The sequence below is a fragment of the Bacillus sp. BC05(2025) genome, from assembly GCF_056725905.1.
Genome location: NZ_JBWYRA010000002.1, coordinates 393,284 through 408,028 on the forward strand (window position 1 = coordinate 393,284; position 14,745 = coordinate 408,028).

The window sequence follows — 14,745 nt, forward strand, 5'->3', positions numbered from 1 at the left end:
GAGAACTTCTACTTCATATTATCTCTATTCTATTAAAAAAGCAGGCCTTTTTCTGGCCTGCTTTCCCCTCTTTTATACGATGAAATATACTGCTTTTAATGGTCCGTGTACCCCGACAACAAGGTTCATTTCAATATCTGCCGAGTTACTAGGTCCTGTAATAAAGTTAATACAAGATGCCACTTTCTCACCATTTTCTATACGCGAATTCATATCCTCAACTGCTTGTGTAATACGAGGCACAAGTGTTTCACGTGGAATAATAGCAAAGTATACAGTCGGTAAAAAGTGTAAAGAACGACCTTGGCCTTTATGACTTTGTACAACGATTGTACCAGATTCAGCTAAAGTATAATCACTAAATGCAATTCCAATATTCGCTCTTTCCGCGATACGCATATTCTCTTCTTTTTTCTCAGGATCCCATACATTCACTTCAACATTTTGATTTGGAAGCTCTTCTTTAAATAAAGACGTCAATCCATAGGAATCAAAACGGTCATCTGCTGATAACATAATAGGTCCCCCGCCGTTTTCGACGATTACTTTTTGAATATCTTCACGTAAACGGTCATTTGTCGTTTCCACAACAGTCGTATGAATGTTTGTACATTGATTTTTAAATACTTCTAACAATTCTTCTTGTGAATAATCTTTTAACGTTTCTTTATTCACATTATTTTTCCACACTGGACGTTTTACACCATCCGTTTTACGCGTGCGTCCAAGTTCTTTTGCAATATTATCTAGAAAGGACTCACGGTTTTGAATTAATCCTGTCATTATTTGTCCCCGCCTTTCTTATGATCTTTATACCAATCACGGAATCTTTCTTTACTTGGAGCCGGGAATTCACGAATATCTGTCCAGTTTTTAAGTGGCCCAACACCCTTTGATACACGGTTACCAGATGTAAATGGACTCATTGCTGCTGGCGCCATTTTTGATCCCATTTTATATAAAGCTGCTGAAGATGCACCCATACTAAACATTTTCATTGCTAATTTTTCTGCAAGTGGAGCACGTCCTTCTTGCTCAACGATAACTTGGCGATGTTTTAATAATAAATCATGCAATGGAATTTTTACTGGACAAGCTTCTGTACATGCCCCGCATAAACTAGAGGCATAAGGAAGCTCTTTGTAATCATCATATCCACCTAAAAGTGGTGTTAATACCGCACCAATTGGTCCTGAGTATATAGAGCCATATGAATGTCCACCAACATGACGATATACAGGGCATACGTTGACACAAGCAGCACAACGAATACATTGCAACACTTGACGGAATTCAGATCCAAGAATTTGAGAACGCCCATTATCGACAATAACTAAGTGGAATTCTTCTGGTCCATCTACTTCCTCTTCTTGAATTGGTCCCGCTACAGTTACATAACTTGTTAACTTTTGACCTACTGCACTACGACATAGTAAACCAACTAAAACATCTAATTCTTCCATTGTCGGAACCATGCGTTCCATACCCATTACTGCAATTTGTGTTTTCGGAATCGACATAACAAGATCGGCATTACCTTCATTCGTTACTAAACAAAGAGAACCAGTATTTGCAACAGCGAAGTTACAACCTGTCACACCAATTTCTGCATCCATAAATTTTTCTCGAAGTTGTTTACGAACAAACTTTGTCATTTCGTATGGATCATCAGAATTTTCATAGCCAAGCTTTTCTTTAAATACATCACGAATTTGCGTTCTATTTTTATGAAGAGCAGGCGCAATAATATGGGAAGGTGGATCGTTATCTACTTGCAGAATATACTCTCCTAGATCACTTTCTAACACTTCACAACCGATTTCTTCAAGCGCATGGTTCATACTAATTTCTTCTGTTACCATCGATTTTGATTTTACTACCTTTTTTGCCTGCTTCTTTTTTGCAACGTCTTGAATATACTTTGCTGCTTCCTCTTTCGTTTTCGCAAAGTACACATGTCCGCCTCTTTTTGATACATTTTCACTTAACTGCATTAAGTAATAATCAAGATTTTCTAACGTATGTTGACGAATTTCTTCACCGAGTTCGCGCCATTCTTCCCAGTTTCCTAATTCATCTGCTGCTTTTAAACGATTCGTATATAAGCGTGTTTGTGCAGAAGATACTGCTCCGCGCATAAACGAATCTTGAATTCCATCGCCAACGCGATCATTAAATTTTTTCTCACTGATTTTCATAGACATAGCTTATGTTCCCCCTTCATGAGCGACTATTCAGTACCTCAGCAATATGCATTACTTTTATTTCTTTTCCTAAACGCTCAATACGTCCGCCAATGTTTAACAAACACCCACAATCTGCACCGATTAAATAATCAGCGCCTGTTTCCATTGCACTATCTACCTTTTCATCTACCATTTGCTCAGAAATCGGAGTCATCTTCACTGAAAACGTTCCCCCAAATCCGCAACAATTTTGCACATTTGGTAACTCTCTCACAGTTAATCCTTTTACATTTGATAATAAAATTCCCGGTGCCTCTTTTACTCCAAGCATACGTGTCATATGACATGATTTATGAATAGTAGCGACCCCTGGTAAACTTGCACCAACATCAGTAACCTTTAAAACATCTACAATGAATTGTGTAAATTCATATGTTTTATCAGCAACTTTTTGTGCACGTTTAGCCCACTTCGGATCATCTTTAAAAACATGCGGATACTCATGAAACATTGTCGCACAAGAGCCAGATGGCGTAACGATATATTCTGCATCTTCGAAAGTTTCAATCATATGTTTCATCGCTTCTTTTGCTGCTTCTACATGGCCGCTATTATAAGCAGGCTGACCACAACAAACTTGTGCTTCTGGAAATTCAATTTCACAACCTAAACGCTCCAACACTTCAACTGTTGCTTTGCCGACGTTTGTTTCAAACATATCGACTAAACAAGTAACAAATAAAGTAACTTTCATAATTATTACTCCCCCTTTTTACAACTCCACCAACAAACATATGGTCATCAGATGACTGAGAAAAGAAGAAGTAGGCTCAACCATGGCCTATCCTCTCCCTCTTCTAAAGAAAACGCTTACTTAATCTCTCTCTATTTTATCAAAAAATTTGATTTTTAAAAGATTAAATTACGAATTTATATCGTTTATACCTGTGACAATATGTTCTACATTTGTTAAATGATTTAGCATTGCTTGTTGCGCTAATTCTACATCTTGCTTTAACACTGCATCATATATAACTTGATGCTCTTCTATAAGTCGTTCTGATGTTGTTTGTTCACCATATAAAATAATGCGTCTTGATTCACCAATTGTTTCAGCAATCATCTCTGAGACATGATTCATGAGTTCAAGCAAAATGTTGTTATGCGAAGACTCCGCAATTCCCATATGGAACTGAAAATCTGCTTTTTCACCAGCTTTTTCATCTCCAATGCTCTTTGCCATTTCATCTAACCAATGTTTCATATTTTTCAAATTCTCTTCCGTACGTTTTGCCGCAGCTGCTCGAACTGCCCCCACTTCAAGCACCTTTCGCACTTCTAATAAATTCAAAATATCTTCTTTCTTCATTAATAATCTATTGTTTAATGATTTAGTCAATGAAGAAGAATCGAAATTCTTCACATATGTACCTTCTCCTTGTTTCATCTCAATTAAGCCCATCGCTCTTAGCGCACTTAGCGCTTCACGAACAGCAGATCTGCCAACTTGAAACTGCTCAGCTAATTGATGCACAGGAAGTAGTTTGTCACCAGGTTTTAACGTACCATTTTTAATCATTGTTAAAATAGCTTCAGATACTTCTTCGTAAATTTTTTTCGGTTTAATCGATTTGTACTCCAGTTAAATCACCTCAGTATCTTCCAAACAACAATTGAAACGATTTATAAAAACTTTGCATCATAACTATTTTAGAACGAATTAGTAAGAAGTACAAATGTTTTGTTCATAAAATCGTCAAATTTTCGATATTTATTACATATTAATTTATATCTTTCTGTATAACTATTATCTCCCATATAAAGTGAAACTTTAATCAGTGGGGGTTTTGTTCATCCCCCACCTAACTTCTTTGCTTCTGCTGAATTTTGAGGTGGGGGTCTCACTGCCCGGCAAATAGCGGAATAAAAAAGCACGCTCTAAAACTAGAACATGCTTGCCTCATCCTGTACTTTCAATTTAATAATAACTGTCGTCCCATTCCCTTTTTCACTTTCAATTCGCCACTGTCCATCATGTATATGAACAATTTGTCTTACAATAGCAAGACCTAAACCTGTTCCACCATGTTGGCGACTTCTCGCTTTATCAACGCGATAAAAACGTTCGCCAAGATTTTCTAAATGCTCTGTATCAATACCGATTCCCGTATCTTTTATGTTCAATTCACAATAATCATCTATCTGCCTAAGCGTTATCATAATATCCCCGTTTGGATTTGTATACCGTATCGCATTATCTAACACGTTATGAAGCACTTGTTGCATACGATCCTCATCTATCATTACAATGATTTCTGGGTTTAAATTTGTTGAAATACGAATTTTCTTTTCTATAAACTTAAGCTCATACGTATCTAGCACATCTTCAATGAGCTGTGAAAAAACGATAGGTTGTTTCTTTAACGGAAAATGTTCCCCTTCTAATTGTGCTAAATCTAATAAATCATGTACGAGACGCTGCATACGATCTGCTTCTTTATGGATGAGCTGTGTTACTTTTTCTTGCTGTGGTCCCTTCGCTACACCATCTAAAATAGCCTCACTATATCCTTTTATATAACTAAGCGGTGTTCTTAGTTCGTGCGAAACGTTGGCTAGAAATTCCTTACGCTTTACGTCTTCTGTCTCTAAAGAATTTGCCATTTTATTAAATGCTTTTCCTAATCGTCCAATTTCATCTTCAGAAGAAATTGTAATTCGTTCTGAGAAATCTCCCGTAGCCAAATGATTCGCAACTCGTTCCATTTGCGAAAGCGGTCTCGTAATGGCAATAATAATTTTTCTGCCAATCCATATTGTCAGTAAAGTTATAGCAAGTGCTAACGGTGCCAAAATAAGGCCCATATCATATATTAAGTCTTTTATACTTTTTAAAGGAATATAAGAATATACAATGCCTACTAATTTTTTATTTTCTAAAACAGGGATGACAACCCCCATAATATTACGTTCAAAATGTTCCTCATATCCTATCTTTGTCACAGTTTTCCCATCTAATAATGCTTGCCTGTCCCCTTCACTTATAAGAGAATGATGATGCACATCAAAAGGTAAGCATGCGCTTAAATCACGTGGGTTGGATACAAAAAGAACGTCTGAACTAGATATTTGATCAAATGCTCTTACTTTCTCTTCAAAATTTGATATGCCTTCACGCTTATCATATTGCGCAGCAAGCCCCTTCCCCTCCGTTACTAATGAATCTTTTAAATTATCAACGTATAGTTTTTCGTACGAGTATAAAGATACAAAATAGAGAAAAGAAACTGTTACAAATACTGCACATACTACTGTCAGCCAAAGCTTCTGTACCATCGTAAACATATGTTACACCTCAAATTTATAGCCTACACCCCAAACAGTTTGAATGTAGTTTCCACTTTCTCCAAGTTTCAAACGCATTGTTTTCACGTGCGTATCTACCGTTCTTGTACTTCCGGCATAATCATATCCCCATACCTTTTCCAGCAATTGTTCTCGGCTAAATACTTGTCCCGTATGTTGACAAAGAAAATAGAGTAAATCAAACTCTTTTACTGTAAGAGAGATCGGTTCACCATCTGCCTCAATCTTCCTACTTTTTTCATTAATAAGGATCGGTCCAAATTGAACTTCCTCTTGTTGTTCTTGCTTTGTATAACGTCTTAACACAGCTTCCATACGAGCAATTAATTCTCCAGGACTAAATGGCTTTACAATATAATCATCTGCTCCCATACGTAAGCCGTTCACCCTATTCCACTCTTCACCTTTTGCTGTTAAAAATATAATTGGTACATCTGACGTTTTTCTAATTTCTTTACAAACTGAAAGTCCATCCATCTCTGGCATCATAATATCTAGTACAACGAAATCATAATGATTCTTCTCCAATTTTTGTAACGCTTCTTTTCCATTTTCAGCTTCTCCCCACTCGTACCCAAAATTATCTAAGTACATTCCAACAAGCTGTCTCATATCACTTTCATCATCTACAACTAGCACCCTATATTTACTCATTGTCCTTCCCTTCTCTCTCTATGAGTTGAAACGGCCCTTTTCCGACTTTAATTGTTTGTTTTATTTTCAAATTCTTCATATCTATGACGCACACTTCATCACTATCATAGCTTGCTACGTAGCCTTCTGCTCCGCTCTTCAAAAATGCAAATGGGTTCGATCCTACTTCTACAGAAGCAACCTCTTTATACGTGCTAACATCAAACTTTCTAAGCATATTCGAGCCGTGACTTAATGCATATACATACTTATTATCATTCGTTATATTCACAGGCATAAACGGGGCGTGTAAAGAACGTACCATTTCCCCGCTCTGCAAAGAATACACTAATACTTTCTCATTCACTTGATTTCCATCACCATGCCCGCCAATCCATATTTCTTTCCCATTCGGACTAATTGTCGCTCCAGTTGACGCTGGGGGAATCATAAAGGATTGGACCACTTCTTTTTTCTTTGTATCAATTGTCGTTAGCTTCGTATCATAAAAGTTTAATACAGATAACTGGTTATCGTGCTCTACCATCGTTATTGGTCCTTTTCCGGTTGACACACTCCCCGTCTCTTTTCCTTTTATCGTAAAAAACCTTACCTTTTGAGCATTTTGATCGGCAGCAAATAATTGTTTTTTATCTTCTGATACGACAACATTTACAATGCCTTTTCCCGTTTTATATTTTTCCACTTGCCTTCCTTCTGCTAGTGAATATACATACATGTACTCTAACTGCTTACCATATACAAGTATGTCCTCACCGTTTGGAAGTAGTAGGGTTCCTGCCATTGGCTCATTAAGTTCCCATGTCGTAATTAACCTTTTAGTTTGTTTATCTACAAAACTAAGACTACCTTCTTTTATATTCGTTGTTATAATAACACTTTTATCTTTAGCAATCGGTGTATATGAACTTCCTTGACACCCTACTAATAGAAATAAAAAACAGAGAAGAAAAACATACTTTCTCAAAAGATTCCCTCCATCTTCGGATGATTTCGTTATAATTGTAAAATAACAAATAAATGTGTGGAAAGTGTGAAATTTCCCTTTCTTACATCATTTACATATATAATGTACAACAAATAGAATTTGAGGTGTGCAAATTATGCTTTTTCCTGATTTAGCGAATAAAATTGTACGAGAAGTACGCAGACTAATTAAAGAAAATATCATTATTATTAATATACAAGGCGTTATTATCGCAAGTACAGATGTAGAAAGAATCGGTCAATTTCATGAAGGTGCACTCCGCTGTGCGAAACAAAAGAAAACTGTCATTATTACAAAAAAGGATGAACGATGCTTACAGGGCGTAAAGGCGGGTATGAACCTCCCCTTACTATTCCATGACGAAGTAATTGGTGTCATTGGAATTACAGGTGAACCTGAAAATATTTCACAATACGGAGAAATATTACGTAAAATGACCGAACTACTCATTCACGAAAACTACTTTTTAGAACAACTAGAACTTGAACATCGTTCTTATGAAGCATTTGTCTTTGATTGGCTTCAAAATACAGACTGGTCTCCAAGCTTTCTTGATCGCGCAAAAACACTTGGTATTGATTTATATAAGAAGAAACAACTTATTTTGTTCTCAATCGATCAAAATGACACGATGCTTCAGCGTAAAGTTTGGCAACACGTACGCAATCTATTAACAAAGGAGCATCTATTTGTTCGCTGGGGAAATGATCGATTTATTTTATTTACAGCCACGAACTCCAAAGAGCAAACGTATCAATTTTTAAAACGATTAAAACAAGACTGTGAAACTTTATTTTCTATTCCTTTATATATCGGGATTGGACAAACCGTTACGCCAAACAATATGAACTTATCGTACGAACAAGCGTTACAAGCTCTTTCTGTATCACTTGAAACGAAAAAAATTGTATTTAATGAAGATTTACGTTTAGAAATGTGCTTACAAGATATTTCTGCTGAAACGCGGGAACAGTTTCTAAGACGCACGATCGAAAACTTACTAGCATCGCCTGAACTTATGCACACTTTACGTTTATTTATTGATTATAACCAATCTTATAAACAAACAGCTGAGCAATTACATATACACATTAACACATTACATTACAGGCTTAAAAAAATTGAGGAGCATACAGGACTTGATCCGAAACAATTCAAAGACTTAAATATTTTATACTTCTCGCTCCTCTTATTAGATAATCACACAAAAAAGAATGATAAAACAGATTAATCTTTAGATGATTATACATAGAAAGAATCCTCCAACTTTTTTATCATTATAATGAAAGCACTGTGACAACGTTTTTTATTATGACTAATTACGTTAACAGGTTGAGGGGGATTTCCAATGTTAGAAAAGCAAATTATTCATTCATTCGTATCCATTGTTGGCGAAGATAATGTAGATACATCCAATATGGGGCGTTTAACGTATAGTTATGATGCCACTCCAAACTTCCAAGCAATGCCTGATGCAGTCATTGCTCCTCGTAATACAAATGAAGTAGCAGAAGTGTTAAAAGTATGTAACACTCACAACATTCCTGTATATGTTCGTGGCTCTGGAACAAACCTTTGCGCAGGAACATGTCCACTTGAAGGCGGTATCGTCCTTATCTTCCGTCATATGAATAACATTTTAGAAATTGATGAAGAGAATTTAACCATTACTGTACAAGCTGGTGTTATTACACTTGATATTATTAAAGCCGTAGAAGAAAAAGGTTTATTTTATCCACCAGATCCAAGCTCGATGAAAATTTCTACAATTGGCGGTAACATTAATGAAAACTCAGGTGGATTACGCGGATTAAAATATGGCGTAACACGTGATTATGTGATGGGTCTTGAACTTGTCTTACCAAATGGCGATATGATTCGTACTGGCGGTAAATTAGCAAAAGATGTAGCTGGTTACGATTTAACTCGTTTATTTATCGGTTCTGAAGGAACACTTGGCGTCGTAACAGAAGCGATATTAAAACTGGTTCCTATGCCTGAAACGAAGCAAACGATGCTTGCGCTCTATGAAGATATTAATGAAGCTGCACGCGCTGTTTCTTCTATTATTGCAAATAAAATCATTCCAGCGACACTCGAGTTTTTAGACCAGCCGACAATTGAAGTTGTAGAAGAGTTTGCACAAATCGGTTTACCAACTGACGTAAAAGCAATTTTATTAATTGAACAAGATGGTCCACCTGAAGTTGTCAATCGAGATATTGAAAAAATGGCTAACGTTTGCCGCTCTATGAATGCAGTCGATGTTCGCGTTGCAAAAGATGAAGCGGAAGCAGATGCGCTTCGTACTGCTCGCCGTAGCGCACTATCAGCACTTGCAAGACTAAAACCTACAACAATACTAGAAGATGCAACTGTGCCACGTTCACAAATCGCTCCGATGGTTGAAGCTATTAATGCCATTGCAAAAAAATATAATATTCCTATTTGTACGTTTGGACATGCTGGTGATGGTAATCTACATCCAACTTGTATGACAGATGCTCGTAATGAAGAAGAAATGCACCGAGCTGAACAAGCTTTTGCTGAAATATTTGCAAAAGCAATCGAACTTGGCGGCACAATTACTGGCGAACATGGTGTTGGTGCGATGAAAGCTCCGTATTTAGAAATGAAATTAGGTAAAGAAGGTATTGCTGCAATGCAAGGGATTAAACAAGCCTTCGATCCAAATAACATTATGAATCCAGGAAAGATGTTCGCGAAGGACACTCGTAAAAGAGTGGTGGTTGAGCGATGACAACATTAAATAAAGAAAACATTCAAAAGGAATTTAAAGAACGATTAAGTGAAGATGAACTACTAAACTGTATGCGATGCGGTTTCTGCTTACCAACTTGCCCTACTTACATTCAATCTGGGTATAAAGAATCACATTCACCACGAGGACGTATCGCGTTAATGAAAGCGGTCGTTGACGGTTTGATTGAACCAGATGAAGATGTTGAAAATACATTAAATGTTTGCCTCGGTTGCCGTGCTTGTGAACCTGTTTGTCCATCTGGTGTGAATTATGGACATTTATTAGAAGAAGCTCGTGATATTATAAATCAAAACAAAAAGTTTTCGGTGCCAGTGAGAGCTGTTCGTAAAGTCGTTTTTGAAGGACTCTTCCCGCATCAAAATCGAATGAGAACATTAACCGGTCTAATTGGATTTTATCAGCGTTCTGGTTTACAAACGATAACACATAAAACAGGAATTATGAAACTATTCCCTGAAACACTTGCAACGATGGATCTCGTTCTACCAAAAGTCCCTAAAATGAAAGCAATGAAAGATCGCCCTGAATTTTTACATGCTGAAAGTACAAAAAAGAAACAAGTTGCATTCTTCACAGGTTGTTTAATGGATACGATGTTTTTAGAAACAAATAATGCAACAATGAAACTTCTTCAGTTAGCTGGTTGTGATATCGTTATTCCGAAAACACAAAGTTGCTGCGGGGCATTACATGGGCATGCTGGTGAGAAAAGCGGAGCAAAAGAATTAGCGAAACGCAATATAAAAGCATTCGAAGATTTAAACATCGATTATATTATTACGAATGCTGGTGGTTGTGGAGCTTACCTCGTAGACTACGATTATCTTTTAAAAGATGATCCACAGTGGGCTGAACGTGCGAAGCAGTTTGTCTCTAAAATTAAAGATATTACCGCTATTCTAGTAGAATTAGACTTCCACAAGCGAACTGACTTACGACTCACGCCGCAAATTATTACGTATCAAGACTCTTGTCATTTACGCAATGTTATGCGAACATCTTCAGAACCTCGTATGTTACTAGAAGCAATTCAAGGCGCAACATACCGTGAAATGAAAGACGCGGATCGCTGCTGTGGTTCTGCTGGTATTTACAATATTGTTCATTCAGAGTTATCAATGGAATTTCTAGATTACAAAATGGATCGTGTGCATGAAACAGACGCAGCAACCATTGTTACCGCAAATCCAGGTTGTTTATTACAAATGAAATTAGGTATTGAGCGAGAAGGTCTTTCTCATAAAATGAGAGGAATTCATATTGTAGATTTATTATTAGAAGCAATTGAAACCAACTCGTAATAACTCGTAACATACGTAATAATAAGAAAACGGCTATCTCCTTCGTCTACGTAAAGAGATAGCCGCTTTTTTGTCCTCTACAACATTAAAAATATGTTACTTTATTATAAAAAAGAACAACAGAAACATTACAGTTTTGTAAAAAACAATCCATTATATTCCTCAAAAAACCTCTCAAACCATTGATACAATAGGATTCTTTATTTTATTTTTAGGTAAATTTATCCAAAAATCACCTCCTATAACATAGTATAAAAATGCTGAAAATTCCTTTTATACTCTATGTTTCTCTTATTTTTCCTCTTTTCCCCTCTTAGGATAAATTAGGTAATTTTAAAGTCTATGAATTTTTTTCCATCTTTTTTCTCGCAAATTGTATGCTACGATGAATTTGTCAGTCAGACAGGCTGTCAAAAACAAATCGTGTGAAAACAAATTAAAACTTTACATAGGGGGACACACATCATGAAAAAGCGTGTTTTATTATCTGTAGCTGCTGCAACAGCTCTTACTTTAGGAGTATCTTCTCTAGATGCACAAGCTGCAACAGTACAACCATCTAATATAAAGGTTCAAAATATTCAGCATTCAAAAGTGATGATGAAGCAAATGAGCCAACAAGAATTACAAGCATTCTTACAATCTATGGGCGTGGAATCATTAGCACAATGGCAACAAGGAAACTTCCAACCAAATTGCTATATTCCTAGTCAACAACCTACTGAAAATGTTGTAACTGAGCAACCAACAGCTAAGCCAGAAACTCAAAAACCTGCTGAGCAAAAACCAGTTGAGCAAAAGCCTGCTGAAGAAGTTCAAAAACCAGAAGCTCAAAAGCCTGCTGAAAACAACAATACTCAAAAACCTGCTGAACAAAAACCTGCTGAGCAAAAGCCTGCTGAAGAAGCAAAATCTTTAAGTGAGTTCGAACAACGTGTTGTTGAATTAACAAACGCTGAGCGTGCAAAACAAGGTTTATCAGCTTTAAAAATCGATACTGAATTAAGCAAAGTAGCACGTATTAAATCTGAAGATATGCAAAAAAACAACTACTTTGATCATAACAGCCCTACTTACGGATCTCCGTTTGACATGATGAAGAAATTTGGTATTTCTTATACATCTGCAGGTGAAAACATCGCTCAAGGCCAACGTACACCTGAAGAAGTAGTACAAGCTTGGATGAATAGCGCTGGACACCGTGCAAACATCTTAAATAACGGTTTCACTCACATCGGTGTTGGCTACGTAGAAAGCGGCAACTACTGGACACAACAATTTATTACGAAGTAAATAGTTTAAAAGAGTCTTCTCATAATGAGAAGACTCTTTTTTATGTTTCATAACTTTCTATTATGTATGAGTATAAAATGTAAAACATGAACAAAATAGAACCACTACTTATTACACTAAGTAATACATAAAACCCCCACTTCAAATTCAAAAATAATGAAAATAATATACTACATGCCATCACTTGAAAAATCCGCCTACTCACTAAACGGATCTTTTGTAATTTGATTAGGTCTTTTTCCGTACTCTGAACTTGTTTAAACAACTTACTAAGCATAAACAGAAACATACTAATCCCAATTGTTAGTCCTGTTTGAAAGGATATCATACTTCCAAAATTAATAAAGAGAATGAGCATATGGATAAACAACATAAATAAAGTAATCGTCTTTAGAAATCCACTTATAATGACATGCTCGCCTTCATTAAACTTATATATATTATGTGAAATAATATACATCAATCCATGTAAAAAAATAAGAAAAAAAGGAATAAATGCTATAACAACTTGTTTACTCATAAAATCGTTCGGCCCACCATTTTCATCCCAATGTACGGCCATCTCATTTGGTAAATATGGATAGAGGCATAGAGTAACTAAAAGACAAGCGAATAATATTCCTAATATATATTTATATTTGACCAAGCAATTCTCACCTCTCTTTTCTCTTAACGGCTTCGCTTCTTTTAGAGAAATTCCTGCAAGAATCTACTTTTCTCAACCTTACACTTTATGCATTCATTCTTTGAAATTCTTTTATTGTATCATTTAATTTTATAGGAAATGGTACATCCACTTCGATTTCTTCTTTCGTAATGGGATGTAAGAAGTTTATCTTCATGGCATGTAACGCTTGCCTAGACATATATTTCGTTTGTCCACCATATAATACATCCCCAATTAATGGATTACCATTATAGCTCATATGAACACGAATTTGATGAGTTCTACCTGTTTCTAATTGTAACGTTACGAGCGTAACATTTTGATTTTTAAAGTACTTCTCTACTTTATAAAATGTGATAGCTTGGTCTCCCTTTGGAGAAACACGTCGTCTCGTCGCGTGATGACGATCTCTTCCAATAGCCGCGTCAATTGTTCCTTGCTTCTTTTTTACTTTTCCTTCCACAAGCGCCGCATATGTTCTTTTAATTTTTCGTTCCATTAATAAACGATCCATAATTGCACCAGCAATTCTATGCTTCGCAAACACGACACCACCTGTCGTATCTTTATCTAACCGATGAATATGACGAACCTTCGTCTCTAAACCTTGCATTTGAAAATGAAAGGCAACAAGGTTTGCAAGTGTTCCCATCCCGCCTTTTTCAGCAGGATGCGTATCCATCTTCTCAGGCTTATTTACAATGAGTACGTGATCGTCTTCATACACTACATGTAATTCACCATACTCAGGCTCTACATCGTATTCTTCCTCCATAAACATATGGACTTGTAACTTATCGCCCTCTTTTAAAAGCTCATTCCATCTTCTCTGTTCTCCATTAACAGTAACACCTTTTTCCATACGAAGCTGATGTAACAACTTTTTCGGTATTTCCCATTCTATTTTTAATAATGACTCAATGCTTATACCATTCCATTTCGCTGGAACAGTCATTTCGCACCATTCACCCTTCTTCTTCGTTTCCATACTGTATCACCTTATTTCTATTGATTCTCTCATTGTAACGGAAAATAGACTTTGATGCACCGTCAAAAATAGAGGACAGTCTTATAATAGACTGTCCCTCACGCTCTACGCTTTTTCATTTCCTGCAATACTTCTTCCGCTTTTTGTTCATACGATAAATCTTTAAAGAAATCCGCCAATCTTTTATAATCATTATACGTATCTAATAAGTCATCCATCTTTTCTGCTTTCATCACTTGTTGTTTTTGTTTCATTTTTACTGGATAACGATAGCCCGATACTTCTTGTATTTTGTAATACTCATCCTCTACTTGAATAACTTTTACAAGTTCCTCTTCCTCCGCATCCATCGTATACCCATCAAAATCTCTAAGCAATTCATAAATGATATGAGTCCATTCATCTTTTGGATAAAACCCTTTTTCTAACCGATAACCGACAATGCGGTACATATGCCCATCGTTTTCTGCAAACTGTACTGTATCATTTAGCTTAAACTTAAAATAACGAAACATTG

14 protein-coding genes are annotated in these 14,745 nt (G+C 36.2%); 4 read left to right on the top strand and 10 right to left on the bottom strand.

Annotated features, from left to right (window positions below; all coding sequences use genetic code 11):
- Positions 1-72: 72 nt before the first annotated feature.
- The 7 genes from ACZ76X_RS07925 to ACZ76X_RS07955 form a co-directional block, all read right to left on the bottom strand.
- Positions 73-783 carry a LutC/YkgG family protein gene (locus ACZ76X_RS07925; protein ID WP_479850112.1) on the bottom strand — a complete coding sequence of 237 codons (711 nt, stop codon included), beginning with the start codon at positions 781-783 and terminating at the stop codon, positions 73-75.
- The gene (locus tag ACZ76X_RS07930) at positions 783-2,204 is read right to left on the bottom strand and encodes a LutB/LldF family L-lactate oxidation iron-sulfur protein (RefSeq protein ID WP_098669867.1); all 1,422 of its coding nucleotides are present in this window, start codon (positions 2,202-2,204) and stop codon (positions 783-785) included. Before ACZ76X_RS07930 ends, ACZ76X_RS07925 begins: the two co-directional genes overlap by 1 nt.
- 16 nt (positions 2,205-2,220) lie before the next feature.
- Positions 2,221-2,940, bottom strand: coding sequence for a (Fe-S)-binding protein (locus tag ACZ76X_RS07935; RefSeq protein ID WP_479850113.1), 720 nt, complete (start codon positions 2,938-2,940; stop codon positions 2,221-2,223).
- 168 nt (positions 2,941-3,108) lie between these two features.
- Positions 3,109-3,798: a FadR/GntR family transcriptional regulator gene (locus tag ACZ76X_RS07940; protein ID WP_479850438.1), complete on the bottom strand. Its 690-nt coding sequence runs from the start codon at positions 3,796-3,798 to the stop codon at positions 3,109-3,111.
- Positions 3,799-4,130: 332 nt separating this feature from the next.
- The gene (locus ACZ76X_RS07945; protein ID WP_098670161.1) at positions 4,131-5,531 is read right to left on the bottom strand and encodes a sensor histidine kinase; all 1,401 of its coding nucleotides are present in this window, start codon (positions 5,529-5,531) and stop codon (positions 4,131-4,133) included.
- Between the two features lie 3 nt (positions 5,532-5,534).
- Positions 5,535-6,206: a response regulator transcription factor gene (locus ACZ76X_RS07950; protein WP_098670160.1), complete on the bottom strand. Its 672-nt coding sequence runs from the start codon at positions 6,204-6,206 to the stop codon at positions 5,535-5,537.
- A complete protein-coding gene (locus ACZ76X_RS07955) occupies positions 6,199-7,173 on the bottom strand; it encodes a YncE family protein (protein ID WP_479850114.1) in 975 nt (324 codons plus the stop codon). Before ACZ76X_RS07955 ends, ACZ76X_RS07950 begins: the two co-directional genes overlap by 8 nt.
- Positions 7,174-7,309: 136 nt before the next feature.
- Between ACZ76X_RS07955 and ACZ76X_RS07960 the strand changes: the two genes are divergently transcribed.
- The 4 genes from ACZ76X_RS07960 (at position 7,310) to ACZ76X_RS07975 (ending at position 12,573) form a co-directional block, all read left to right on the top strand.
- Entirely contained in the window at positions 7,310-8,425 is a 1,116-nt protein-coding gene (locus tag ACZ76X_RS07960) for a CdaR family transcriptional regulator (RefSeq protein ID WP_479850115.1), read from the top strand.
- 117 nt (positions 8,426-8,542) lie between these two features.
- Positions 8,543-9,955, top strand: coding sequence for a glycolate oxidase subunit GlcD (gene glcD, locus ACZ76X_RS07965; protein WP_479850116.1), 1,413 nt, complete (start codon positions 8,543-8,545; stop codon positions 9,953-9,955).
- The gene (locus ACZ76X_RS07970; RefSeq protein ID WP_479850117.1) at positions 9,952-11,280 is read left to right on the top strand and encodes a (Fe-S)-binding protein; all 1,329 of its coding nucleotides are present in this window, start codon (positions 9,952-9,954) and stop codon (positions 11,278-11,280) included. The genes glcD and ACZ76X_RS07970 overlap by 4 nt, the downstream gene beginning before the upstream one ends.
- A 465-nt stretch (positions 11,281-11,745) precedes the next feature.
- Positions 11,746-12,573 (top strand): CAP domain-containing protein, encoded by an 828-nt coding sequence (locus ACZ76X_RS07975; RefSeq protein ID WP_479850118.1) that lies wholly within the window; start codon positions 11,746-11,748, stop codon positions 12,571-12,573.
- Positions 12,574-12,613: 40 nt separating this feature from the next.
- Here the strand turns inward: ACZ76X_RS07975 and ACZ76X_RS07980 are convergent, their stop codons facing one another.
- The 3 genes from ACZ76X_RS07980 to ACZ76X_RS07990 all read right to left on the bottom strand — a co-directional run bounded on the left by ACZ76X_RS07980 (position 12,614) and on the right by ACZ76X_RS07990 (position 14,743).
- The gene (locus tag ACZ76X_RS07980) at positions 12,614-13,219 is read right to left on the bottom strand and encodes a DUF1648 domain-containing protein (RefSeq protein WP_479850119.1); all 606 of its coding nucleotides are present in this window, start codon (positions 13,217-13,219) and stop codon (positions 12,614-12,616) included.
- An 85-nt stretch (positions 13,220-13,304) separates the two neighbouring features.
- Positions 13,305-14,228: an RluA family pseudouridine synthase gene (locus ACZ76X_RS07985; RefSeq protein ID WP_479850120.1), complete on the bottom strand. Its 924-nt coding sequence runs from the start codon at positions 14,226-14,228 to the stop codon at positions 13,305-13,307.
- Between the two features lie 98 nt (positions 14,229-14,326).
- Entirely contained in the window at positions 14,327-14,743 is a 417-nt protein-coding gene (locus ACZ76X_RS07990; protein ID WP_098670152.1) for a histidinol dehydrogenase, read from the bottom strand.
- Positions 14,744-14,745 lie beyond the last annotated feature (2 nt).

Coding starts and splice junctions, on each gene's coding strand:
- ACZ76X_RS07925 (WP_479850112.1), bottom strand. CDS start 783: ATGACAGGATTAATTCAAAACCGTGAGTCCTTTCTAGATAATATTGCA.
- ACZ76X_RS07930 (WP_098669867.1), bottom strand. CDS start 2,204: ATGTCTATGAAAATCAGTGAGAAAAAATTTAATGATCGCGTTGGCGAT.
- ACZ76X_RS07935 (WP_479850113.1), bottom strand. CDS start 2,940: ATGAAAGTTACTTTATTTGTTACTTGTTTAGTCGATATGTTTGAAACA.
- ACZ76X_RS07945 (WP_098670161.1), bottom strand. CDS start 5,531: ATGTTTACGATGGTACAGAAGCTTTGGCTGACAGTAGTATGTGCAGTA.
- ACZ76X_RS07950 (WP_098670160.1), bottom strand. CDS start 6,206: ATGAGTAAATATAGGGTGCTAGTTGTAGATGATGAAAGTGATATGAGA.
- ACZ76X_RS07960 (WP_479850115.1), top strand. CDS start 7,310: ATGCTTTTTCCTGATTTAGCGAATAAAATTGTACGAGAAGTACGCAGA.
- glcD (WP_479850116.1), top strand. CDS start 8,543: ATGTTAGAAAAGCAAATTATTCATTCATTCGTATCCATTGTTGGCGAA.
- ACZ76X_RS07970 (WP_479850117.1), top strand. CDS start 9,952: ATGACAACATTAAATAAAGAAAACATTCAAAAGGAATTTAAAGAACGA.
- ACZ76X_RS07975 (WP_479850118.1), top strand. CDS start 11,746: ATGAAAAAGCGTGTTTTATTATCTGTAGCTGCTGCAACAGCTCTTACT.
- ACZ76X_RS07985 (WP_479850120.1), bottom strand. CDS start 14,228: ATGGAAACGAAGAAGAAGGGTGAATGGTGCGAAATGACTGTTCCAGCG.
- ACZ76X_RS07990 (WP_098670152.1), bottom strand. CDS start 14,743: ATGTTTCGTTATTTTAAGTTTAAGCTAAATGATACAGTACAGTTTGCA.